This window comes from Caballeronia sp. LZ043 (genome assembly GCF_031451075.1).
Taxonomy (GTDB): Bacteria; Pseudomonadota; Gammaproteobacteria; order Burkholderiales; family Burkholderiaceae; genus Caballeronia.
On sequence record NZ_JARUXT010000004.1, the window covers coordinates 164,973 to 186,516 of the forward strand.

At 65.8% G+C, this 21,544-nt stretch carries 23 protein-coding genes; 9 read left to right on the plus strand and 14 right to left on the minus strand.

Translation table 11 applies throughout. From position 1 onward, the window contains the following. Positions 1-5: 5 nt before the first annotated feature. Positions 6-572: a DUF447 domain-containing protein gene (locus tag QCE64_RS28435; protein WP_310007539.1), complete on the minus strand. Its 567-nt coding sequence runs from the start codon at positions 570-572 to the stop codon at positions 6-8. 78 nt (positions 573-650) lie between these two features. After that, entirely contained in the window at positions 651-725 is a 75-nt protein-coding gene (pqqA, locus tag QCE64_RS28440; RefSeq protein WP_008354335.1) for a pyrroloquinoline quinone precursor peptide PqqA, read from the minus strand. A gap of 366 nt (positions 726-1,091) precedes the next feature. On the opposite strand from pqqA, the gene QCE64_RS28445 reads away from it, so the two are divergent. The 7 genes from QCE64_RS28445 to fba are packed head-to-tail and all read left to right on the plus strand — an operon-like array spanning position 1,092 to position 9,147. After that, positions 1,092-2,585, plus strand: coding sequence for a form I ribulose bisphosphate carboxylase large subunit (locus QCE64_RS28445; protein ID WP_309925574.1), 1,494 nt, complete (start codon positions 1,092-1,094; stop codon positions 2,583-2,585). A gap of 28 nt (positions 2,586-2,613) precedes the next feature. Continuing rightward, positions 2,614-3,030, plus strand: a complete 417-nt coding sequence (locus tag QCE64_RS28450) for a ribulose bisphosphate carboxylase small subunit (RefSeq protein ID WP_310007540.1) — start codon at positions 2,614-2,616, stop codon at positions 3,028-3,030. A 13-nt stretch (positions 3,031-3,043) separates the two neighbouring features. Further along, the gene (cbbX, locus tag QCE64_RS28455; protein ID WP_309934352.1) at positions 3,044-3,955 is read left to right on the plus strand and encodes a CbbX protein; all 912 of its coding nucleotides are present in this window, start codon (positions 3,044-3,046) and stop codon (positions 3,953-3,955) included. Between the two features lie 19 nt (positions 3,956-3,974). Next, a complete protein-coding gene (locus QCE64_RS28460) occupies positions 3,975-5,081 on the plus strand; it encodes a class 1 fructose-bisphosphatase (protein ID WP_310007541.1) in 1,107 nt (368 codons plus the stop codon). 41 nt (positions 5,082-5,122) lie between these two features. Then, a complete protein-coding gene (locus QCE64_RS28465) occupies positions 5,123-5,995 on the plus strand; it encodes a phosphoribulokinase (protein WP_309925580.1) in 873 nt (290 codons plus the stop codon). 35 nt (positions 5,996-6,030) lie between these two features. Then, on the plus strand, positions 6,031-8,073 hold the full coding sequence (tkt, locus tag QCE64_RS28470; protein WP_310007542.1) for a transketolase: 2,043 nt from the start codon (positions 6,031-6,033) through the stop codon (positions 8,071-8,073). A gap of 36 nt (positions 8,074-8,109) precedes the next feature. Beyond that, complete coding sequence (fba, locus tag QCE64_RS28475) at positions 8,110-9,147, plus strand: class II fructose-bisphosphate aldolase (RefSeq protein ID WP_310007544.1); 1,038 nt, start codon at positions 8,110-8,112, stop codon at positions 9,145-9,147. On the opposite strand, the gene QCE64_RS28480 is transcribed toward fba, so the two are convergent. Both QCE64_RS28480 and QCE64_RS28485 read right to left on the minus strand, forming a co-directional pair. Continuing rightward, positions 9,141-9,566: a type II toxin-antitoxin system VapC family toxin gene (locus QCE64_RS28480; RefSeq protein ID WP_309934358.1), complete on the minus strand. Its 426-nt coding sequence runs from the start codon at positions 9,564-9,566 to the stop codon at positions 9,141-9,143. The genes fba and QCE64_RS28480 overlap by 7 nt on opposite strands. Continuing rightward, a complete protein-coding gene (locus QCE64_RS28485; protein WP_309934361.1) occupies positions 9,547-9,858 on the minus strand; it encodes a hypothetical protein in 312 nt (103 codons plus the stop codon). Before QCE64_RS28485 ends, QCE64_RS28480 begins: the two co-directional genes overlap by 20 nt. 99 nt (positions 9,859-9,957) lie before the next feature. Here QCE64_RS28485 and QCE64_RS28490 point away from each other — a divergent pair, with 99 nt between their 5' ends. Continuing rightward, a complete protein-coding gene (locus QCE64_RS28490; RefSeq protein ID WP_310007546.1) occupies positions 9,958-10,506 on the plus strand; it encodes a thioredoxin family protein in 549 nt (182 codons plus the stop codon). Here the strand turns inward: QCE64_RS28490 and QCE64_RS28495 are convergent. From QCE64_RS28495 to QCE64_RS28505, 3 genes are read right to left on the minus strand one after another with little or no spacing between them, the layout of a single operon-like run. Next, on the minus strand, positions 10,503-11,903 hold the full coding sequence (locus tag QCE64_RS28495) for a DUF6513 domain-containing protein (protein ID WP_310007548.1): 1,401 nt from the start codon (positions 11,901-11,903) through the stop codon (positions 10,503-10,505). The two genes, QCE64_RS28490 and QCE64_RS28495, sit on opposite strands and share 4 nt — an antisense overlap. Next, positions 11,882-12,481, minus strand: a complete 600-nt coding sequence (locus tag QCE64_RS28500; protein ID WP_309819242.1) for a flavoprotein — start codon at positions 12,479-12,481, stop codon at positions 11,882-11,884. The genes QCE64_RS28495 and QCE64_RS28500 overlap by 22 nt, the downstream gene beginning before the upstream one ends. Further along, complete coding sequence (locus QCE64_RS28505) at positions 12,478-14,538, minus strand: sigma-54-dependent Fis family transcriptional regulator (protein ID WP_309934366.1); 2,061 nt, start codon at positions 14,536-14,538, stop codon at positions 12,478-12,480. Before QCE64_RS28505 ends, QCE64_RS28500 begins: the two co-directional genes overlap by 4 nt. Before the next feature lie 392 nt (positions 14,539-14,930). Here QCE64_RS28505 and QCE64_RS28510 point away from each other — a divergent pair, with 392 nt between their 5' ends. Continuing rightward, the gene (locus QCE64_RS28510) at positions 14,931-15,407 is read left to right on the plus strand and encodes a dihydroneopterin aldolase (RefSeq protein WP_309925594.1); all 477 of its coding nucleotides are present in this window, start codon (positions 14,931-14,933) and stop codon (positions 15,405-15,407) included. 12 nt (positions 15,408-15,419) lie between these two features. Here QCE64_RS28510 and QCE64_RS28515 read toward each other — a convergent pair whose 3' ends face one another. From QCE64_RS28515 to QCE64_RS28545, 7 genes are all read right to left on the minus strand, one after another. Beyond that, positions 15,420-15,830, minus strand: a complete 411-nt coding sequence (locus QCE64_RS28515; protein ID WP_309925595.1) for a hypothetical protein — start codon at positions 15,828-15,830, stop codon at positions 15,420-15,422. Between the two features lie 79 nt (positions 15,831-15,909). Then, positions 15,910-16,419: a formaldehyde-activating enzyme gene (gene fae / locus QCE64_RS28520; protein ID WP_309925597.1), complete on the minus strand. Its 510-nt coding sequence runs from the start codon at positions 16,417-16,419 to the stop codon at positions 15,910-15,912. Positions 16,420-16,601: 182 nt separating this feature from the next. Next, positions 16,602-17,456: a triphosphoribosyl-dephospho-CoA synthase gene (locus QCE64_RS28525; protein ID WP_310007550.1), complete on the minus strand. Its 855-nt coding sequence runs from the start codon at positions 17,454-17,456 to the stop codon at positions 16,602-16,604. Next, the gene (locus QCE64_RS28530) at positions 17,443-18,399 is read right to left on the minus strand and encodes a RimK family alpha-L-glutamate ligase (RefSeq protein WP_310007553.1); all 957 of its coding nucleotides are present in this window, start codon (positions 18,397-18,399) and stop codon (positions 17,443-17,445) included. The genes QCE64_RS28525 and QCE64_RS28530 overlap by 14 nt, the downstream gene beginning before the upstream one ends. After that, entirely contained in the window at positions 18,378-19,382 is a 1,005-nt protein-coding gene (gene mch, locus QCE64_RS28535) for a methenyltetrahydromethanopterin cyclohydrolase (protein WP_309925603.1), read from the minus strand. The genes QCE64_RS28530 and mch overlap by 22 nt, the downstream gene beginning before the upstream one ends. Beyond that, the gene (locus tag QCE64_RS28540; protein WP_310007555.1) at positions 19,379-20,572 is read right to left on the minus strand and encodes an ATP-grasp domain-containing protein; all 1,194 of its coding nucleotides are present in this window, start codon (positions 20,570-20,572) and stop codon (positions 19,379-19,381) included. The genes mch and QCE64_RS28540 overlap by 4 nt, the downstream gene beginning before the upstream one ends. Further along, positions 20,569-21,498, minus strand: coding sequence for a methylenetetrahydromethanopterin dehydrogenase (locus QCE64_RS28545; protein WP_309925606.1), 930 nt, complete (start codon positions 21,496-21,498; stop codon positions 20,569-20,571). Before QCE64_RS28545 ends, QCE64_RS28540 begins: the two co-directional genes overlap by 4 nt. Positions 21,499-21,544 lie beyond the last annotated feature (46 nt).

Here is a 21,544-nt window from a genome sequence, read left to right on the forward strand (position 1 = left end):
ACAGATCAGTCCGGCGTCTTCGCGCGATGCGCATCGACGGCGAGCAACAGCCAGTGCCATGCTTCGCGCTCGGCGTCGCCAGCCGTCTTGTCGATGGCAATGCGCAGATACGCAAGCTCGCTGTTCACCTTGTCGGCCGGCAGCATGAACAGCCGGCTCACCAGTATCGCGCCCTCGACGACCGCAGCCTGTGCACGATTGAAGCCCGGAAACGGTGCATGCGTCACGCGATGCACGCACGCCATGCGCAGCGTTGGACGCGTGTCGTCGTCATCGATCGCGGCGAGGCGCAACTCGATATGGGCAAGCGTCGTCGCGAGCCGTACGCTCGGCACCGTGTCCGCGGGCACTGTCGGCCAGTCGCGCTTGCGGCCCGTCACGCAGCCGGCAAACACGCGCACGTCGTCCGTCAGGTTGAGCACCGCGCTCTGCGTCGCGATGACGTTGTCGAGCGTAGTGGAAGGACGAAACGGCGCGAGGATCGCAAAGCCTTCTTCGAAGCGCACGCCCATCGGCGCAATGTGGGGCCGGCCATCGCGGTCTGCGGTCGTGACGACGGTTTCGTAAATCATGACGGGCGGCGCGGAGAGTCGGGACCGCACGAAGGAACCGCATCGCTTCGACGCGGCCTCGTGCGGATGCTTCCACCTTTAGCGGGTGGCGATGTACATCGTAATTTCAAAGCCAAAACGCATATCGGTGAAGCTGGGCGTAGTCCATTGCATGAGCGTTCCTCCAGTTGGGTGAGTGAATGCCTCGGATACCGCTTCAATGAAGTGCCAGTGCGGACGAATCCGCCCGACGGCCGGGAGGTGGCCGGCTTTGGCACGTTGCAAGCGTCATGCCAGTGAGTCGACGCGGGCGCACGGTCGATCCATTCGGCGAACGCGCACATCGACTGTGACAGAACCAGAACAAAGTGTTCCATCGCCCGTTCAGGAGCGCATCAGGGCTAACACCCAATAAGGCATCGCTTAAGGTCCTGCAAGCAAATCGTGAATTCCTTTCGCTGCGGCCAATGCTTACTCTGCATTCACAGCAGGGCAGTCATCAGGCGCACGTCCCTCTCATCTCACTGTCGAGGAAACGGAATGAACGACTTCAGCAAGGCCGCCGTCGAGGCGGCGCGCAATCCGTCCGATCCGCGCTCGCGCTATGCGGCCGGCGTCATGAAGTATCGCGAGATGGGCTACTGGCAGCCCGACTACATGCCGAAGGACACCGACGTGATCGCGCTGTTCCGCATCACACCGCAAGCGGGCGTCGAACCGGAGGAAGCGGCGGCGGCGGTGGCGGGGGAATCGTCGACGGCGACCTGGACCGTCGTCTGGACCGACCGCCTCACCGCGTGCGACATGTACCGCGCCAAGGCCTATCGCGTCGAACCCGTGCCCAGCATGCGCGCCGATGAACCGCAGTACTTCGCGTACATCGCCTATGACCTCGATCTGTTCGAGGAAGGCTCGGTGGCGAACCTGACCGCATCGATCATCGGCAACGTGTTCGGCTTCAAGCCCCTCAAGGCGCTGCGTCTCGAAGACATGCGCATCCCGGTGGCGTATCTGAAGACCTTCCAGGGTCCGCCGACAGGCATCGTCGTGGAGCGCGAACGGCTCGACAAGTATGGCCGCCCGCTGCTCGGCGCGACCGTCAAGCCGAAGCTCGGGCTGTCGGGCAAGAACTATGGCCGCGTCGTCTATGAAGGGCTGAAGGGCGGTCTCGATTTTCTGAAGGACGACGAGAACATCAATTCACAGGCATTCATGCACTGGCGCGACCGCTACCTGTTCGCGATGGAAGCCGTGAACCGCGCGCAGGCCGAAACCGGCGAGATGAAAGGCCACTATCTGAACGTGACAGCGGGCACGATGGAAGACATGTACGAGCGCGCCGAATTCGCGAAGGAACTGGGCTCGTGCATCGTGATGATCGATCTCGTGATCGGCTGGACTGCCATCCAGTCGATGTCGAAGTGGGCGCGCCGCAACGACATGATCCTGCATCTGCATCGCGCCGGACATGGCACCTACACGCGGCAGCGCAATCACGGCATCTCGTTCCGCGTGATCGCGAAATGGCTGCGCATGGCAGGCGTGGATCACGCGCATGCGGGCACGGCGGTCGGCAAGCTCGAAGGCGATCCCTTGTCCGTGCAGGGCTACTACAACGTGTGCCGCGATGCGCGCAACGAGCCGGACCTCGCGCGCGGCGTGTTCTTCGACCAGCCCTGGGCAGGCTTGCGCAAGGTCATGCCGGTGGCGTCGGGCGGCATTCACGCCGGACAAATGCATCAACTGCTCGACCTGTTCGGTGACGACTGCATCCTGCAGTTCGGCGGCGGCACGATCGGGCATCCGCAGGGCATCCAGGCCGGCGCGACGGCAAACCGCGTCGCGCTCGAAGCGATGGTCAAGGCCCGCAACGAAGGACGCGACATCGCTCACGAAGGGCCGGACATTCTCGAAGCCGCCGCGCGGTCCTGCACGCCGCTTCAGCAGGCGCTCGATACCTGGCGCGACGTGACCTTCAACTATGCATCGACGGATACGCCGGACTTCGCCGTGACGGCGACCGCCGCGGCCTGAGCCTGCCCACACGCATGGAGGAACCGACATGAAGATCACACAAGGCACGTTTTCATTCCTGCCGCCGCTGACCGACGAGGAGATCGTCGCGCAAATCGGCTATGCGCTGGATCAGGGCTGGGCCTGCTCGGTGGAGTACACCGACGATCCGCATCCGCGCAACACCTACTGGGAAATGTGGGGCCTGCCGATGTTCGACCTGCACGATGCCGCCGGCGTGATGATGGAAGTGAACGAATGCCGCAAGACGTATCCGCGTCACTACATCAAGGTGAATGCGTTCGATTCGGTGCGCGGCTTCGAGACGATGCGGCTTTCGTTCATGGTGAACCGTCCTGAAGAGGAACATGGCTTCCGCCTCGAACGTCAGGACGACAGGAACCGCGTGCAGCGCTACGCGCTCCGCACCTACGCCACCGACCGCCCCGCCGGCGAACGTTACTGATGAGGAGGCGAGAATGAGCGCCGAAGCCACGCTCGACGAAACCCAGGCGACGCATGCCGACCTGATGGCGTTGTACCGCGAGTCGCGCATCGGCGAGGTGCTGGCGGAACTGGACCGCGACCTGATCGGGCTGGCGCCGGTCAAGACGCGCATCCGCGAGATCGCCGCGCACCTGCTGGTGGAACGCGCGCGCGCGACGCTCGGCATCGCGTCGGGTGCGCCCACGCTGCACATGTGCTTCTCCGGCAATCCCGGTACCGGCAAGACCACGGTTGCGCTGCGCATGGCGCAGGTGCTGCACCGGCTCGGCTATATCCGGCGCAATCATCTCGTGTCGGTGACGCGCGACGATCTGGTCGGCCAGTACATCGGGCATACCGCACCCAAAACGCGCGAAGTGCTCAAGCGTGCGATGGGCGGCGTGCTGTTCATCGACGAGGCCTACTACCTGTACCGGCCGGAGAACGAACGCGACTACGGGCAGGAGGCCATTGAGATCCTGCTCCAGACGATGGAAAACCAGCGCGACGACCTCGTCGTGATTCTCGCCGGATACGAAGCGCGCATGGAAACCTTCTTTCACAGCAATCCTGGTTTCCGATCGCGTATCGCGCATCACCTCGTGTTCCCCGACTACGCGCCGGGCGAGTTGCTGCAGATCGCGGAGCACATGCTCGCCGACATGCACTACCGCTTCGACGACGACGCGCGCCGCGCCTTCGACGACTATCTCGCGCGCCGCATCCGCCAGCCAAACTTCGCCAATGCGCGATCGGTGCGCAATGCACTGGATCGCGCGCGGCTGCGCCAGGCGAACCGTCTGTTCGCGGCGGCCGAGCGGGGCGCGTGCCACGCCGATGCCAGCGCGTTGATGCAGCTCGACGCCAGCGACATTCGCGCGAGCCGCGTGTTCGCTGATTCGTGACCTTCATGGAGACTGCGCGATGCTCGATGGACGCACCACCTTATCGAAGTTCCTGATCGACACGTTGGATCGCCGGCCTGGCCCCGATGCGGCGAGCGGTCTGTCGGCGCTGCTGATCGATGTCGCGGCCTCGATCAAGACCATCGCTGCGGCGCTGACACGCGGCGCCTTGGGCGGGCAGCACGGCTCGGCGCAGTCGGTCAACACGCACGGCGAGGAACAGAAGAAGCTCGACCTCGTGACCAACGAGATCTTCCTCCAGCATTGCGAATGGGATGGCCTGCTGGCCGGCATGGTGTCCGAGGAAATGGACGAGGTGTACGCCATTCCGGAGTCTTATCCGCGCGGCGACTATCTGCTGGCGTTCGATCCGCTCGATGGCTCGTCGAACATCGACATCAACGGCGTGGTCGGTTCCATCTTCTCGGTGCTGCGGCGCGAAGGCGAAGGTGAGCGCAACGCGCGCGCCGCCGCCGACGCAGCCGCGTTCATGCGCCCGGGCCGCGAGCAGGTTGCGGCGGGCTATGCGATCTACGGACCATCGACGATGCTGGTGCTGTCCGTGGGCAACGGCACGCACGGCTTCACGCTGGAACGCGACGTCGGCAACTTCGTGCTCACGCATTCCGACATCCGCATTCCGGAAGACTCGTGCGAGTTCGCGATCAACGCGTCGAACGAGCGCTTCTGGGAGCCGCCCGTGCGCCGCTACGTGCAGGAATGCAAGGACGGCCGCACCGGCTGCCGCGCGCAGGACTTCAACATGCGCTGGATTGCATCGATGGTCGCGGAAGTGCATCGCATCCTGATGCGCGGCGGCGTGTTCATGTATCCGCGGGACTTCAGGACGCCCGAGATGGAAGGCCGCCTGCGGCTGCTGTACGAGGCCAGCCCGATGAGCTTCCTGGTCGAGCAGGCGGGCGGCCTGTCGATCACGGGACGCGAGCGCATTCTCGACGTTCAGCCCGGCGCGTTGCATCAGCGCGTGCCGGTGATTCTGGGGTCGCGTCACGAAGTGGAGCGGATCCAGCGGTATCACGGCGAATACGATCGCGGCGAGGACAAGCCGTTCACCTCGCCGCTGTTCAACGAACGCTCGCTGTTCCTGCCGGAGACGGAAGCCTGAAGCAGCGCCCGATACGACATCAACAGCCAGGGAGGCAGCGCATGTCAGTCAAGCATCCGATCGTCGCGGTGACCGGCTCGAGCGGCGCCGGCACGACCACCGTCATGAAGAGTTTCACGCACATCTTCCGCCGCGAAAAAATCAACGCGCAGATTGTGGAGGGTGATGCATTTCATCGCTATGACCGTCTTGGCATGCGCGAGGCCATGAAGCAGAGCGAGCGCGACGGGCAACTCAACTTCAGCCACTTCGGGCCGGAAGCGAATCTGCTGCGGGAACTCGAAAGCCTGTTCGAAACCTACGGCAAGAGCGGCGGCGGCCAGTTCCGCCATTACGTGCACGACGAGGCCGAGGCCACGCGCTTCAAGCAGGATGCGGGCACGTTCACGCCCTGGGAAGACGTCGCGCCCGATACCGACCTGATGTTCTACGAAGGCCTGCACGGCGCGGCCGTCACCGACGAAGTGGACATCGCGCGTCATGCGGATCTGCTGGTCGGCGTGGTGCCGATCATCAATCTCGAATGGATCCAGAAGCTGCATCGCGACCAGACGATGCGCGGCTATTCGCACGAAGCGGTGGTCGATACCATCCTGCGCCGCATGCCCGATTACGTGAACTACATCTGCCCGCAGTTCTCGCACACGCATGTGAACTTCCAGCGCGTGCCGACCGTGGACACATCGAATCCGTTCACCGCGCGCGAGATCCCGCAGCCCGACGAGAGCTTTGTCGTGATCCGCTTCGCGAAGCCGCGCGGCATCGACTTTCCTTATCTGCTGACCATGCTGCACGACTCGTTCATGTCGCGGCCGAATGTGATCGTCGTGCCGGGCGGCAAGATGGGACTCGCGATGCAGCTGATCTTCACGCCGATGATCCTGCAGTTGCGCGACCGTCGCGCGCGCGCCTGAGCAGCCCGTTTTCCCATTGCATCAAGGAGGCATCCATGAATGCCGTTGCTGAAGCTTTGCCTGTTCGCCAGCGCTCGCCCGAGATCCGCCAGATGGCCAACGCGCTGCGCATGCTCGCCGTCGATGCGGTACAGCAGGCGAACTCGGGTCATCCCGGCATGCCGATGGGCATGGCCGAGATCGCGGTCGCGCTGTGGACGCGTCATCTGAAACACAATCCGCTGGACCCTGACTGGCCCGACCGCGACCGCTTCGTGCTCTCGAACGGACATGGCTCGATGCTGCTCTACGGCCTGCTGCATCTGAGCGGCTATGACGTGTCCATCGATGACACCCGGCGCTTCCGGCAACTGGGCAGCAAGACGCCCGGTCACCCGGAAACGGGCGTGACGCCCGGTGTGGAAACGACGACCGGGCCGCTCGGGCAGGGGCTGGCGAATGCGGTCGGCATGGCGCTCGCCGAAACCTTGCTCGCGCGCGAGTTCAACCGGCCGGGGCATGAGATCGTTGATCATCGTACGTATGTGTTCGTCGGCGATGGCTGCCTGATGGAAGGCGTGTCGCACGAGGCGGCGTCGCTGGCGGGCACGCTGCGGCTCGCGAAGCTCACCGTGCTGTACGACGACAACGGCATTTCCATCGACGGTAATGTGGAAGGCTGGTTCGCCGACGACACGCCGAAGCGCTTCGAGGCGTATGGCTGGAACGTCGTGAGGGGATTGAACGGGCACGATGCCGATGCGGTCGCGCAGGCGTTGCAGGACGCGCGCGAGTCGGACCGGCCGACGCTGATCTGCTGCAAGACCGTGATCGGCCAGGGCGCGCCGACGATGGCGGGCACGCATGAGGTACATGGCGCGCCGCTTGGCGCTGAAGAGGCCGAAGCCACGCGCCGCGCGCTGGGCTGGGCGCATGGGCCGTTCGAGATTCCGTCGCCGGTGCGCGCGCTGTGGGACGCACGCGAGGCGGGCGCGGCGGCGCAGGACGACTGGAAGCGGCGCTTCGAGGCTTATCGCCGGGCGTTTCCGGACGAAGCCGCGGAGTTCGAGCGGCGGGCGCGCGGCGCGCTGCCCGCGAACTGGCGCGATACGGCGCATGCGCTGGTGCGCGAGGCGGACCGCGCGCGCGAGACCGTGGCGACCCGCAAGGCATCGCAACTGGCCATCGACGGTCTGGCGTGCGCCTTGCCGGAGCTGCTCGGCGGCTCGGCCGACCTGACCGGCTCGAATCTCACGCGCTGGAAGGGCGCGGTCGACATGACGCCGGCGTCCGGCCAGGCCAACTACATTCACTTCGGCGTGCGCGAGTTCGGCATGAGCGCGATGTTGAACGGCGTGGCGTTGCATCGCGGCTATCTGCCATTCGGCGGCACGTTCCTGACGTTTTCGGATTACTCACGCAATGCGCTGCGCATGGCGGCGTTGATGAAGACGCGCACGGTGTTCGTCTTCACGCACGATTCGATCGGGCTTGGCGAGGATGGTCCGACCCATCAGCCGGTGGAGCATGCGGCGACGCTGCGCATGATTCCGGGACTCGACGTGTGGCGTCCGTGCGATACCGTCGAGACGATGCAGGCGTGGATCAGCGCAATCGAGCGCGACAGGCCGTCGTGCCTGCTGCTGTCGCGGCAAAACCTGCCGTTCGTGCCGCGCGACGAGGCGCAGATAGACGGCATCGAACGCGGCGGCTACGTGCTGGCCGACTGGCCGGCGACGAGTGAGCGCGATGCGCGTCGCGTCGTGCTCATCGCGACCGGTTCTGAAGTGACGCTGGCGCTGGAGGCGGTGGAGCCGCTCAGGAATGAGGGCGTTCTTGCGCGCGTCGTGTCGATGCCGTCGACCACCGTCTTCGACCGCCAGTGCAACGCGTGGCGCGAGCGCGTGTTGCCGGAAGGCGTGCCGCGCGTTGCGATCGAGGCCGGGGTGACCGCATTCTGGCGGCAGTACGTGGGATTGCACGGCGGTGTGGTCGGCATCGACCGGTTCGGGGAATCCGCGCCGGCAAACGAACTGTTCGCGCACTTTGGCGTGACCACGGAGGCGCTCGTCGAGGAAGCGCGCCGCGTGGCGGCCTGACGCGTCATCAGCACGATCATCGAGAGGGAGTTCGACATGGCCTTCATTGCATTGAGACAGTTGCTGGATCACGCTGCCGAGCACGACTACGGCGTGCCCGCGTTCAACGTCAACAACATGGAGCAGGTGCAGGCGATCATGGCCGCGGCCGACGCAACCGGAAGCCCGGTGATCCTGCAGGCGTCAGCGGGGGCGCGCAAATATGCGGGCGAGCCGTATCTGCGGCATCTGGTGCTCGCGGCCGTCGAAGCGCATCCGGACATTCCGGTGGTGCTGCATCAGGATCATGGCGCGAGTCCCTCGGTGTGCCAGCAGGCGATCCGTTCCGGCTTCACGTCGGTGATGATGGACGGTTCGCTGATGCCGGACCAGAAGACGCCGGCGGAGTATGGCTATAACGTCGAGGTGAGTCGGCGCGTCGTGGAAGCCGCGCATTCGGTGGGCGTCTCGGTGGAGGGCGAGCTCGGCTGTCTCGGCTCGCTGGAGACGGGGCTCGCGGGCGAAGAGGATGGCGTGGGCGCGGAAGGCGCGTTGAGCCGCGATCGTCTGCTGACCGACCCGGATGAGGCGCGCGCATTCGTCGAGGCAACCGGCATCGATGCACTGGCGATAGCCATCGGCACCTCGCACGGCGCGTACAAGTTCAGCCGGCAGCCCACCGGCGACATTCTCGCGATTGACCGTATCGCTGAGATTCATGCGCGCATTCCCGATACGCATCTCGTGATGCATGGTTCGTCATCGGTGCCGCAGGAATGGCTGGCGATCATTCGCGAGCACGGCGGCGAGATGCCCGCGACCTTCGGCGTGCCGGTCGAGGAAATTCGGCGCGGCATTGCGAATGGCGTGCGCAAGGTGAACATCGACACCGATATCCGGCTCGCGATGACCGGCGCCATGCGTCGGGCGATGGCGGCGGCGAAGTCGGAGTTCGATCCGAGGCATGCGCTGAAAGCCGCGACGGCGGCGGCGCGGGATTTGTGCATCGAACGCTTCGAGGCGTTCGGGTGCGCCGGGCATGGGCAAAGGATCAGGCCTGTTGGGTTGGAGGTCATGGCGAGGAAGTATCACTGAAGCCGAAGCGAGGTCATTCGACGATTTACCGGCTGCCGTCCGGCGGGGAGGGCTTCGTTGAGGTAGCTGGCGAGTTCGGTGTCTGCGGTCAGGAAATCAAGTTCTTCGGTGATGGCCTGCGCCAACAGCACGCGGTCAAACGGATCGCGATGAACGAGGCGCAGGTAACGCACGACGCGCGCAAGCACGAGTCGCACCGGCAGCACGATGAACGGATGCTGCTCGAGCACGTCTATGGCGCGTTCAGCATCCGGTTCCAGTTTGCCTCGCGCGGCCTTGATGGACATCTCCCAGATGCTGGCCGTGCTGACGCAGACCTGTTGCGCTTCTTCTATCGCCTGGCGAAAGCGCGCGGACAGACGGCGGTCACGCGACACACGCCAGATATAGATGTGAGTGTCAAGCAGCACGCGCATCATCGACTCTTGGCTGGTCCGGTTCGTCCGGAAAGATGGGGCCGTAAAACGATTCGATGATGTCGTCAGGCAGTGGTTTCACCAATTCGTCTTCCAGCACCTCCTTGTCGACGTCCATGATGATGATTGACCCGCCCGCCTCGTTGCCGTGTTTGTCCACGATATTGCCGACGTTGCGTACTTTGAGGAGCAACGCTGGACGTTCGCCGCCAATAGCGACATCCTTTCCCTGAGCAACCATATCAAGGATGCGTGGCAGATCATTTTGTGCTTCTTCGACGCTGAAAATGTACATGAATGCTCCGGATGACTGATGGAAATCCCATGCTATCCGACCGCCTTCAACCCGCCAATACACCATTCGGCCAACCGATATCAAATAGGAGCTATCTCAATGCCCACCGCATCCCCGGCTACCGATCCCGGCACACAGGCAGCAGCTTTCACCTTGCCGGCAACCGACGGGAGCAACCATACGCTCGATTCGCTCAAAGGCGCGAACGGCCTCGTGATCGTCTTCATGTGCAACCACTGCCCCTACGTCAAAGCCGTGCTGCCGAACCTGATACGCGACGCGCACGAACTGCAATCGCACGGCGTGAACCTCGCGGGTATCAATTCGAACGATGCCAGCGTCTACACCGACGACGCCTTCGAGCGCATGATCGCGTTGACGCACGAATGGCGGCTGCCGTTTCCCTATCTGCACGATGAAACCCAGCAGGTCGCGCGCGACTATGGCGCGGTGTGTACGCCGGAAGCGCTCGGCTTCGACCGCGAACTCAGGTTGAGATATCGCGGACGTATCGATGCGTCGCGCAAGGAAGCATTGCCGCTGGCACGGCGCGACCTCTTCGAGGCCATGCTCGCCGTCGCGCACGATGCCGAACCTGACGACCCGCAATATCCCGCGCTGGGTTGCTCGATCAAATGGAAACGCTAGCCTTTGCGTCGCGTGCTTCCCGGCGCATGCCACGCGCTTAGATCCTCTTCCAGCCGGTCCACTTCGCATCCCCAGTCGAGCGGCTGGTCCTGATCGAAACGCTTGCCCAGTTGCCACGCAATCTCCGCGCGCGCCAGTTGCACGCCGAGATAGAACGCATGGCCGCCGTCGCTTTCCACCTTGAGTTCGGGAAAGAGCGCGAACGGATCGACGGCCACATGATGACCGTCGCGGTTATAGACATGAATGCCCTGCGACGACACCTGCACGCGAAAATTCGGATCGCGTACAGCGGCGGCGATCACGTCGATCTCGCCGGCGTCGTACGGAAACGGCCGCTTCGCATGCAGCGCTGAGAGGTCGCTGGAAATGCCTTTGGGCAAGGTCTGCGTTTCACGTGCGGCATGCATCACGCGGCGCGCGACGTCGGCTTCGCGCACGGCACGCCGCGCATGCAGGCTCACCGAGGTCGTCAGCACGGCTGCAACGCGCAGCTCCGCCGCCATGCCGAACAGCACTGCATTGATGCCGCTCGTGTCCGCTTCGGTCAGCTCGGTGACATTGCCGACGCCCATCATGATTGGCACATCGGGATAGCGCTCGCGCAAGGCCACATAGCGCGCGATGGACGCCGCCAGGCCAAAGGGAATCGGGTCGAGAATCGGATCGGCGAGAAAGGCGCGGCGGCGCTTCGTCATGGCGTCGATGGCGCGGTCCAGCGAAGCGACATCCGCAGGTTCGCGTGGCACCAGAACCGGCGTGGACGCAATCTCGTCGGCAATCCACGCCGTATCGACGTTCAGACTCATCACATAGTCCGCGCCCGCACGTCCGCCGCGCAGGAGTTCGTCTTCGCGCATCGAATCGACGCTGACACGGAAGCCCTGCTGCTTCAGCATCGCAACCGTCTCTTCGAGATGCGGAAACGGCGTCTCGGGCAGGCAGCCGATGTCGATCACATCCGCGCCCTGCCGCCGGTATTCGTGCGCGCGGGCCGCGATGCCGTCGAGGCCGAGGCGCGGCGCATCGACGATTTCCGCGAAGATCTCGGTCTCGTAGCGGGACAGGTCCACGTGCCGCGCCTCGCGTCCGAAGAACTGCGGCAGATCCTTGACCTCTTCCGGCCCGCGTTCCACCTTCACGCCATAGTGGGCGGCGAGGGCGTCGAGATCGCCGCGGCACCGGCCCGGCACGATCATGCGCTTCGTCCCTTCGGTCAACGGCACGGCGACGCGTCGTCGAATCATGTCGGCGGTCATCAGCCCCGCGACCTGCAGCCCGATCTCCCGCACTTCCCAGGTGAAAGGCGTGCGCTGCGCCGCCGGGGCGATGCTTTCGAGCACCTGCTGAAGGCTGAGTTGCGCGAGCCGGCCGGTCAGGAAGACGATGTGTTCCATGCAAGCTTCAGGGCCGACAGGCGTTGATCGAGCGCGGCTTCGAGTTCGTCGAGCGAGCGCGGCACGGTGGTATGCGCAAAACGCGCGAGCCGCTCGACATTCTCGAACTCGATCGCGCGCGGCCGCACTTCGACCCATTCCTTCGGCGCCTGGGTGATGACGGAAGCCTCGGTGTCGCAGGCAAACACGATGCCCGGCACGCATTGCTTGCCGGCCTGCGCGTAGAGATTGGTGGGCAGCGTGTCGGAGATGCCGAACGCGCATTTGGCGACGGTGTTGCTGGTCGCGGGCGCGATCACCACCGTGTGATAGTCGCCGTTATAGAGCATCCCGACGGGCACGCTGCTCGCGCTGTTGTCGCGGAACACCTTGAAGCGTTCGCGCAGCTTCGCGATGGGCCAGCCATACAGCGGCAACACTTCCTCTCCCGCCGACGACAGGAACAGATCGACGCCCGGCAGGCGCAGCGCGAGCGCGATCGATTCTTCGATCATGTGACCGGAGCCGGTCACGCACCACGCGAAACGCGCGTCGGGCTTGAACTCGTCGAGCCGGCGGGCGGGCGTGGGTGGCGTCATGCGTCGGCGGCGGCGTTGTCGGCGGGCGAATCGTGCGAAAGGCGAATATGCAGCCGATGCATCTTCCGATACAGCGTGTTGCGGCTGATGCCGAGCACCTTCGCGACATTGCTCACGTTCCAGCGGTGCTCGTCGAGCAGTTGCAGCACGGTCTCGCGCTCCTTCGCCTGGATCGCATTGAGCGACGAGACATCCGCGTCCTCCGCGAGATGCGCGGGAGGCGCACTCGCTGCCGGAGCGGGCGCACGCACGGAGACGGCCGGGCTTGCGCCGTTGGCGATCTCGGCGGGCAGATGCGCGCACAGGATCTCGGGACCGTCGCACAGGGCGATCGCCATTTGCAGCACATGGCGCAACTGGCGAATGTTGCCGGGCCAGGGGTACTTCAGCAGCGCGTGGCGTGCTTCCGCCGAGAGCCTGGGCGGATCGTCGGATTCGGTGTCGAGAATGTGGCCGATCAACGCGAGCGCATCGGCGCGTTCGCGCAGCGGCGGCAGATTGATCTCGATGCCGTTCAACCGGTAATACAGATCCTCGCGGAACAGGCCGTTCTGCACCAGTTCGATCAGGTTGCGGTGGCTCGCGCTGATCAGCTGGAAATCCACCTTGACCGTGGTCTCCGCGCCGAGCGGCGTGACTTCGTGTTCTTCGAGCACGCGCAGCAGACGCGCTTGCAGCGCGAGCGGCATGTCGCCGATCTCGTCGAGGAACAGCGTGCCGCCGTTCGCCTGCACGATCTTGCCGCGGCGCCCCTCGCGTTGCGCGCCGGTGAAGGCGCCCGCGCGATAGCCGAACAACTCGCTCTCGATCAGGTTCTCCGGCAACGACGCGCAGTTCACCGCGACGAACGGACCCGTGCCGTTCGGACTGATGCTGTGCAGCGCATTGGCGAACACTTCCTTGCCGGTGCCGGTCTGGCCGCGCAGGATGATCGGGATCTTGCGCTGGATCACGCGCGCCGCGAGCTGGATCTGCGAGGCCATGCGCGGATCGCCGAATTCCAGGTGCGAGAGCTTGTCGAGCCGGCCCGCGACCGTCGGCTCGCGGCCGGCGTCCTTCTTCGGCGGACGGGCGCGCGCGGGCGTCGCGGCGGGCTCGCTTATCAGGATGCGGGTGCTTCCCGCGGCGCCGTCGCGCGGCGTCTGCGCCGTCAAGAAAAAGCGCGTGTTGGTCTTCGCGCTGTACACCGTCACCGGATGGAACGAGCCGCGAATGCTGCGCGCGATCATGTCCTCCAGCGTCGCGTTGAACGCTTCCTCGATGCGCTTGCCGCACAGTTCGCCGGGCGACCGCAGATCGAGCTGGAATAGCGCGCTGCGGCTCGCCGCGAGCACGACGCCGTCGCCGCTCACGGCGAGCTTGCCCGCGTGCAGCGTGCCGACGAATTCCGGCCGGCTATGAAAGTGGATCAGGTTGGCGTGCTGGTAACGGGCATCGATCAGACGATTCTCGATCATCTGCCGCGACATGCCCACCAGCACCAGCGAATGCTGTTGCAGCAGCTTGGAGCGACTGGTCACGTCGAGCACGCCGGCGATCTCGCCGCGTTCGTCGAAGATCGGCGCGGCGGAGCAGGTGAGCGACGTATAGCGCGGATAGAAATGTTCGTGCTGGCACACGGCGATGCAATCGCGTTCGATCAAACACGTGCCCATGCCGTTGGTGCCGGCTTCGCGCTCGCTCCACAGGGCGCCGACGCGCAGTCCGTCGGCCGCGACGGCCTCGCCGAACGGCACCGACGAGACCTGATGCACGATGACGCCATCGGCATCGACGAGCACGACGGCCAGTTCCGGATCGGCGAGCTGCTGATACAGCGTGGTCATTTCGAGCTTCGACGACGCGATCAGGTCGCTTGCGGCTTCGCGGCGGTCGTTGAGCTCGTGCTGCGTGAGCACGGGCGGCATGACGAAGCGGCCGGGATCGAGCTGGAACTCGGTGAGGCAGCGCAGCCACGACTGCGCGACGGAATCGCTGGCGCGGCGGGCGGCCAGCGGGTTATGGACGATGTTCAGTACTTCCCGGACATGCGTGTCTACGTCAGCAAGCGACGACATGGGGGCAAGTCTCCGTTACGCCGGTTTCGGTGCGTGCCATGCACGCGGTCCGCCCGGCGCCGAATCTGTTGTGTACTCGGCTGGCGCTGCGGCGCTCTCAATTGCGCTGATTCGTTCTTGCTCTGCTTCTTGTGCTTTGGCATTCCGCACGCAGACGCGCCTCGTGGCCGGGCTGGAGAGCGTGATGGCTGCTGTCATGCCGCTGGTTTTGCGGCTATTCGGCAAGCCGTCCCGCCCGGTTCGCAAAAACTTTACCTCCGATGACGTATTGATTCAATAAGTAGTCGCATCGAAGGGGATAAACGCGCCCGCTTTTTGCTTTCACGTTACCTGTACTTTCGGCGGTGGGCGCCGGAAGCGCTCGATACAAGCGCGTGCGCGGCGAGGACTCCATGGGACGAAGCGAACCGATCAGCGATCCGAATTTCGTGGCGCCGCATGCTTCGGGCGAAGCGCGCGACGTGATGGATATCGTCTACATCGAAGGATTGACGGGGCAGACGGTGATCGGCATCGATTCGAGCGAGCTGCACGAGCCGCAGACGGTGCGCATGAATCTCGCCATCGGCGTGCCTTGCGTACGGGCCTGCCAGACGGACCGCATCGAGGATACGGTGAACTATGCGGCGGTGCGCGAGGCGATCCACGGCCTGCTCGCCTCGCATGGCGTGCAGTTGCTGGAAGCGCTGGCGGAACGCATCGCGCAGATGGTCATCCGGGATTTCGGGGCGCACTGGGTGCGCATATCGCTCGCCAAGCCGGCCAAGTTCGACGATGTCGACGCCGTGGGCGTCGTAATCGAACGCAGGCGCCCGGCCGGCGCGGCGGTGTCGCTGGCGTGGATCGGACGGGGCTACGTGCCGCAATGACGCGAGAGGCTCTTACTTCGCCGCGGCCGCCTGCTTGCCGATGCCGCACGCCTTGAACGCGTCCTTCTGGAGATCGCGGAATTTCCTGGTCTGTGCCTTGGCGCGGTCCACGCGGAATTCGGCGCCGCCTTCGCCGCCCAAGGTGGCGTACTTCGAGAAGGTGGACTGCTCGACGAAGTCGTCGTAGGTGAGCACCTTGGCGATCCTGTCGATGGCGCACGAACACTTGTACACGTTGACGAAGTCGTGGCCGTTGTCATCCATGCAGCCGAGCACGTATTCCACGCGCCCTTCCGTCGGATAGTTGTGACTCTTCACGGGCGCCGCCGCCGCGTCGCCGCCTGAGGCGCTTGCGGCGAATGACAGCGGTGAGATCAGCGAGAGGCAGGCGAACACCGTCAGCGCGCAGCAACGTGGGGTCATGCGAAGAGCCTCGTAGTCGTCGTGATGGGGCTTCGGCCGGTGCGCGCCGGAGCGCTGCCCGCACCAGCCGAAGATTGGATCAGCTCGGCGAGAACGGATGCGACATCGTTCCCTTCTTCGATACTACCTCCTTCGCCGACGGCTCGCCCGCCACCGCGCGCGCAAGCGCTTCCTTGGTCGCCTGATAGTTGAAGTCGTGGATCTTCTGGTCGTTGTCGGCTTCCCAGTGGATGAAGACGCCGACGCAGATGAACAGGTCGTCGGCTTCGTCGGCGGGAATCACGCCGCCTTCCACGCTGTCGGCGACCGCCATGGCCACCGCGCGCTGCGCCGGGCCGAACATCTGCACGGCCTGCTTCGCACCCTTGATCGTCACCTTGTTGAAGAGAATCGTGTTCGGCTTGGTCAGCAGATTCGGCGCGACCACGGCGAGCAGCGACGTGAAGCCATCCTTGTTGTTCGTGAGCGCGTGGCAGAACGCGGTCTCGGCAGCGGAGCCTCGCGGTCCGATGATCAAGTCGATGTGTGCGACCTCGTTGCCATCGCCGACGAGCGATTCGCCTACCATGACGCGGTTGATTTTGGCCATGCTGTTCCTCCAGTGAGTGTGGTTCTTGGGACTAGCGACATGCACTCGACTCGCGACGGCGTTCCCCAGCCGTCCGAGGCTCGCGGTTCGACCGGACTTTCGACGCGACCGCACAACCGGGAGTCTCCTAACAGGTTCCGTGCCAATTTTTTGTCCCGCGCAGCCATTGCTCGCGAGCGAGATCACGACACGGACTGGATCGTCAGCGCGACGAACAGCGTCGCCACCGCGAGGTCCGCGCTCGTGCCGGGATTGATGCCGCGCGACTTCAGTTCTTCATCCCAGACATCGAGTGCGGCGGACTGCGCGGAGCATCCCGCGTCGCGCCAGCGGGCGCGCTGCAAAGCGGCATCGCGGGTGACACTTTGCGCCGGCGCCGCGCCGTGCTTGCGCACAATGTGCGAATCGGGCCAGCGCGAGAGAAACGTCAGGAATGCGTCGAGCATCGCGCGTTGCTGTGCGTCCGGCGTTATCGCTCCTGCGGCATCGGTACTGGCGGCGAAGACATCCGCGAAGCCTTCCGCGTATTGACGCGCGATGCTGTCGCGATCGCCGGCGAGCGCCATGGCCGCGCGCAGCGTGACCGTGGGCGGCGCGTGCACCGATTGTTCAGACGCTTCGCCCAGCCCGCCCGGATTCGCGAGCGCGATGGCCTGATAGGCGAGGCGCGCATCGTCGATGTCCAGTGCGTCGAGCACGCGGCCGGTGGCGTCATGCCAGCGTGCGGCGGTCACGGGTTCGTCGGATGGCAGAAGCTCGAGCGCCGCGCAGAGCGGCGCCGCCAGCAGCACGATGCCGAGATTGGTATTGCAGCCGACACTATCGACGCTGCGTTGCACGGCTTCGAGAATGCGCGCGCCCACGGACGCGCGCGCGATGAACAGCCCCGCGGCCGCGGCCTGCGCGCTCTCGATGAACTGCGTCGCGGTCATCCCGTGCCCCGCGCTGGCGACGCTCACATTGCCGGGCTTGCGCGTCTCGACATCGAGCTCGCACGCGCGCAGGAACGTGGCGCGCGGCGGCTCAACGCGGTCCATCGCCGCTGGCGAGCAGGAGTGCGCCGCGCGACTCGGGCAGCTTGCGCGCGAGGAGATCGTCGACGAGCAGTGCGGCGATATCCACCGGCGTCACGCTCTGCAAGCCGCGCCATGCCGCCACGCCGTTCACTTCGAGCACGACGGGGGATCCGTCGCGCGACGGCATCAGATCGACACCGGCGTAATCCAGCCCGAGCGCCTGCGTGGCGCGCACGGCGATCTGTGCGAGCGGCGGCGTCAATTCGGCGGGCTCGCAGTGCGCGCCGCGCGCGAAGTTATGGATCCATCCCGCGCCGCCGACGCGCTTCATCGCCGCGACGGCCTGCTTGCCGATCACCAGCACGCGCCAGTCGAAGCCCGGCTCGCCCGCATCGACAAAGCGTTGCAGATAGGCGACCTGGCTGAACGGCCTGAGCGACGGCAGCCGCACGCCGGGCTTCTTCAGTCCCTTGCCCTGCGAACCGAACAGCGGCTTCATGACCACTTGCCGGCCCGCCGCCGTCTCGCGCATCAGCACGCGCTGCGCGTGCGCGGCCGATTCGCCGGCCCAGGTCGCGGGCGTCGGCACGCCGTAGCGATGCAGCAGGAAGCTCGTCATCGACTTGTCGACGCTACGCTCGATCGCGCGCGCATCGTTATAGACCGGCACGCCGCTTTCCCGCAGCGCGTGCAGGATGCCGAGCCGCAAAGTCACCTGCTCGAAGGTGCCCCCCGCGATGCCGCGCACGAACACGGCGTCGGGCAGCGTGCGGCCGAAGCCGGGAATCGCCAGGCCGTGCGGCGTCCAGGTCGTGTCGATACGGCATTCGGCCAGATCCACGCAACGCGCCTCCACGCCGCGCGCACGGAACGCCTTTTTGAGCCGGCCGGTGTGCCAGCCGGTTTCGTCAGTCATGATGGCTACGCGCGGCGTCGCCGGATTCACGACGCGTCTCCGAGCCATTGGGCGTCGAGAAGCGCCTTGTCCACCTTGCCGCCGTGCCAGGTCTTGCCGCTTTCGAGGCTCGACACCCACACCTCGGCGGGAGCGAACAGCGCGGCATCGATCTGATAGAAGTCGTAGTTGAAGGCCGTGAAGATGTCCGCGAACGGCCGCCCGTAATCGCGCGCATTCGACGACGGCAGTTCGGCGGCCAGGCGCTTCGCCGCCGCATCGCTTTTCACGGTCAGATGCACACGGCCGCCATACAGGATGGCGTCGTTGGTGCGGCCCATCGCCTGAATGCCGTCGGGCGCGGGCGGCGGCAACGGCGCGCTGCCGCTGCCTTCCACGATCTCGCCGAGATCCACGCCCAACACGTGCGTCTTGTGCAGCGCAACTTCCACGACCCGCGCGACGACCTGCACCGTGCCCGCCATGGACTGCGTCGGCGTGACGGCGATCACCAGCGCTTCCGGGGCGAGCCCGCAGTCGCCCAGCACCTTGTCGATGACGACCTGCGGCGGCACGCGGTCCACTTCCATCACCAGCGCGCCGCGCGCGTGCCGGTCGCGATAGCCGAGCTCGTCGAACAGCGCTTCCTTGCCGGCGAGCGCGCGCGCCGGTCCCGAGCCCAGCGAGAAAAATTTCTTGCCGCCGGTCTGCTCCTTGGTCGCGGAGAGGCTCCAGCCCGCGTATTGGCTCGCAAGACACGCGAGCACCGGCTGGCTCGTGTGTACTTCGATGAAGGCAGGCCAGAGCGGCGCGCCATCGAACGCGGCGCGCCGCGCGACCTGCCCGAGGCCGCCCATGCAGATGCGCGCGATCAGCAGGCCCGCCTCCGCGCTGCCCGGCGCGGCGACGCCCGCATCGACGATGACCGTGCCGCCGTCGGTGCGCGCGACGTGGACGCCGAGGCGCGCGGCGTCATCGACGAGCTGCGCGACGAGCCGCTCGCTCGATGCATTGACGCTCAGTGCGGGCGGCGTGAAGGAAGATGAGCTCATGAACGGGAGAGGGTATCGATACGTTGCAGGAGGCGCGCGTGTTCGCGCTCCATCGCGTCGCGCAGCGCGGCGAACGCGGGCGCGGTGAAGGTCATCGTGCAGACCGGCATGCCCGCTTCGATGCGCGCACCAGGCGAGGGCACGTCGTGGCAGGCGGGATCGGCGAAGCAGGCGTCGCTGAATTCGCGCGACACAGTAAAGCCTGTGGGCGCGAACACCACGCGTTGCCCGGCGAACAGCGGCGACGGATGCGTCATCGCTGCACAGCCCTGTGCGACCTGCGGCAATTCGCCGTGCAGGCAGGCATCCAGATGCGCGCCGACCAGGCCGCGCGGCCAGGCGTCGGGCCAGACGGTTTCGTAGAGCGCCATCGTCGATGACGGCCGCGCGTTGATTTCGAGCACGCTGAAGTCGTCGCCGTCGAGCAGGAAGTCGATGCTGTTCAGCCCCGTCAGGTCCGTCTTCCACACGATCGCCTCGATCGCCGCGATGACGCGCGCCGCCGTATCGGCGGGCAGCTGCGCGGGTCCGAGCGAACCCGCATGCACGAACGGCAGCCGTCCCGCCGCGACGGTCAACTGCTCGGCAAAGCCGATCACCACGGCTTCGCGTTGCGCCGCGACGAACAGCGCGGACATCGGGCGGCCCTGCGCGAGCCGCTGGAAATAGGCGCGCGGCACGGTGCGATCGACGTCGCCCGCCCATTCGACATGCGTGCCGCCGCAGCCGTCCGGCCGCTTGACGAGCCACCCTTCAGGTCCGGCAGGCGCGGCGAAGCTGACTTCCGGATGCGGGATGCCGGCTTCGTCGAGCAGGGCGAAGAAGCGCCGCGGGTCGCGCACCGCCAGCGCCTGCGCCCCGTTGCCGATGAAACGCGGCACGCCCGGCGCGCGGCTCAGCTCGTTGGCGAGCGGCTCCAGCCCGCTCGTCACGATGAGCCCGAGCATGCGCGGCAGGCGCGCGGCGTGTTCGAGCGCATCGTAGAGCCGCGCACGGTCGATCGACAGGCCGTTGCCGTCCGGCTTGCCGATGTCGAACCACAGGCCCGCATGTTCGCGCGTATCGCGGTCGCCGAAGATGTCGAGCGCCACGACATTGAGCCCGGCCCGCGCGGCCGATTGCGCGAGCAGCCGCGCCGACAGGCCTGCCACGGCCACGCGCGGCGCGCGGGCGCTTACGTGCGCCATCATGAACCCTGTCCGCCAACGATCGCGCGGGCTTCGTCGAATGCTTCGGGAAAGCCGAGATAGACCGGCTTGCCGCCGGTGCGCATGCGCAGGAAAAGCCGGTGCTCGGCCTGATACTTGACGTTGCCGATCGCCAGCGCGCCGATGCCCACCGCGTCCTGACGCGCCGCGCCCGCGAGCGGCTTGCCGTCGTCCATGACATTGACGCCCGCGATGCCTTCGGGCGGCACCGCGTTGACGTCGGCGGCGATCAGCAGATTCTTCGCGTGTACGAGATCGGCGGCGCTCATCACCTGCACGCCCGCGACGGCCGTCGCGAACACCACTTCGGCGCGCGCCAGCTCGCGGTGCAACTGCTCCGGCGAGCCGGTCGCGACGCCCGTGGTAGCGATATCGAAACGCCGGTTGACTTCGTCGCTGACCTGCGTGGCGCGCGACTGGCTCGAATGGCTCGCGACGACGACATCGGCGCCGAGCGAGGCCGCCATCGCCGCCGCCACGCGTCCGACCGCGCCGGTGCCGCCGAGAATGAGGACGCGCTTGCCGCCGAGATCGACGGAATGCGCGGCCTTCAGGTGCTTCTCAGCGAGCGCGACCAGCGCGGCGGCGGTCGTGTAGGCGCCGCTCGGGTCCGCGAAGACCGAGACCTCGAAGGGCGGCACCATCGCGTGGCGGGCTTTTTCGAGCATGTCGGCGGCGAGCATCACGTCGCGTCCGCCGATGAAGATGCCGGTGCGCGATACGCCTTTCGGCCCGCGCGAAAAGATCGCGTCCTGCGTGAGCTGCACGACGCTGCCCTCGTCCACGTTGCAGTACGGCACGAGGATCTGATAGCCGGCGTCGGCGGCCATGTTCACGTCGAACGGGCTCATTTGCGGCGTGCTCGTGAACATGTGCAGCACGTAAGGTCGTTCGGTGGCTTCGGGCATGGCGGTGGACTCGTGTGGGTATTGCTTTGAATCGCTTGGAATCGCT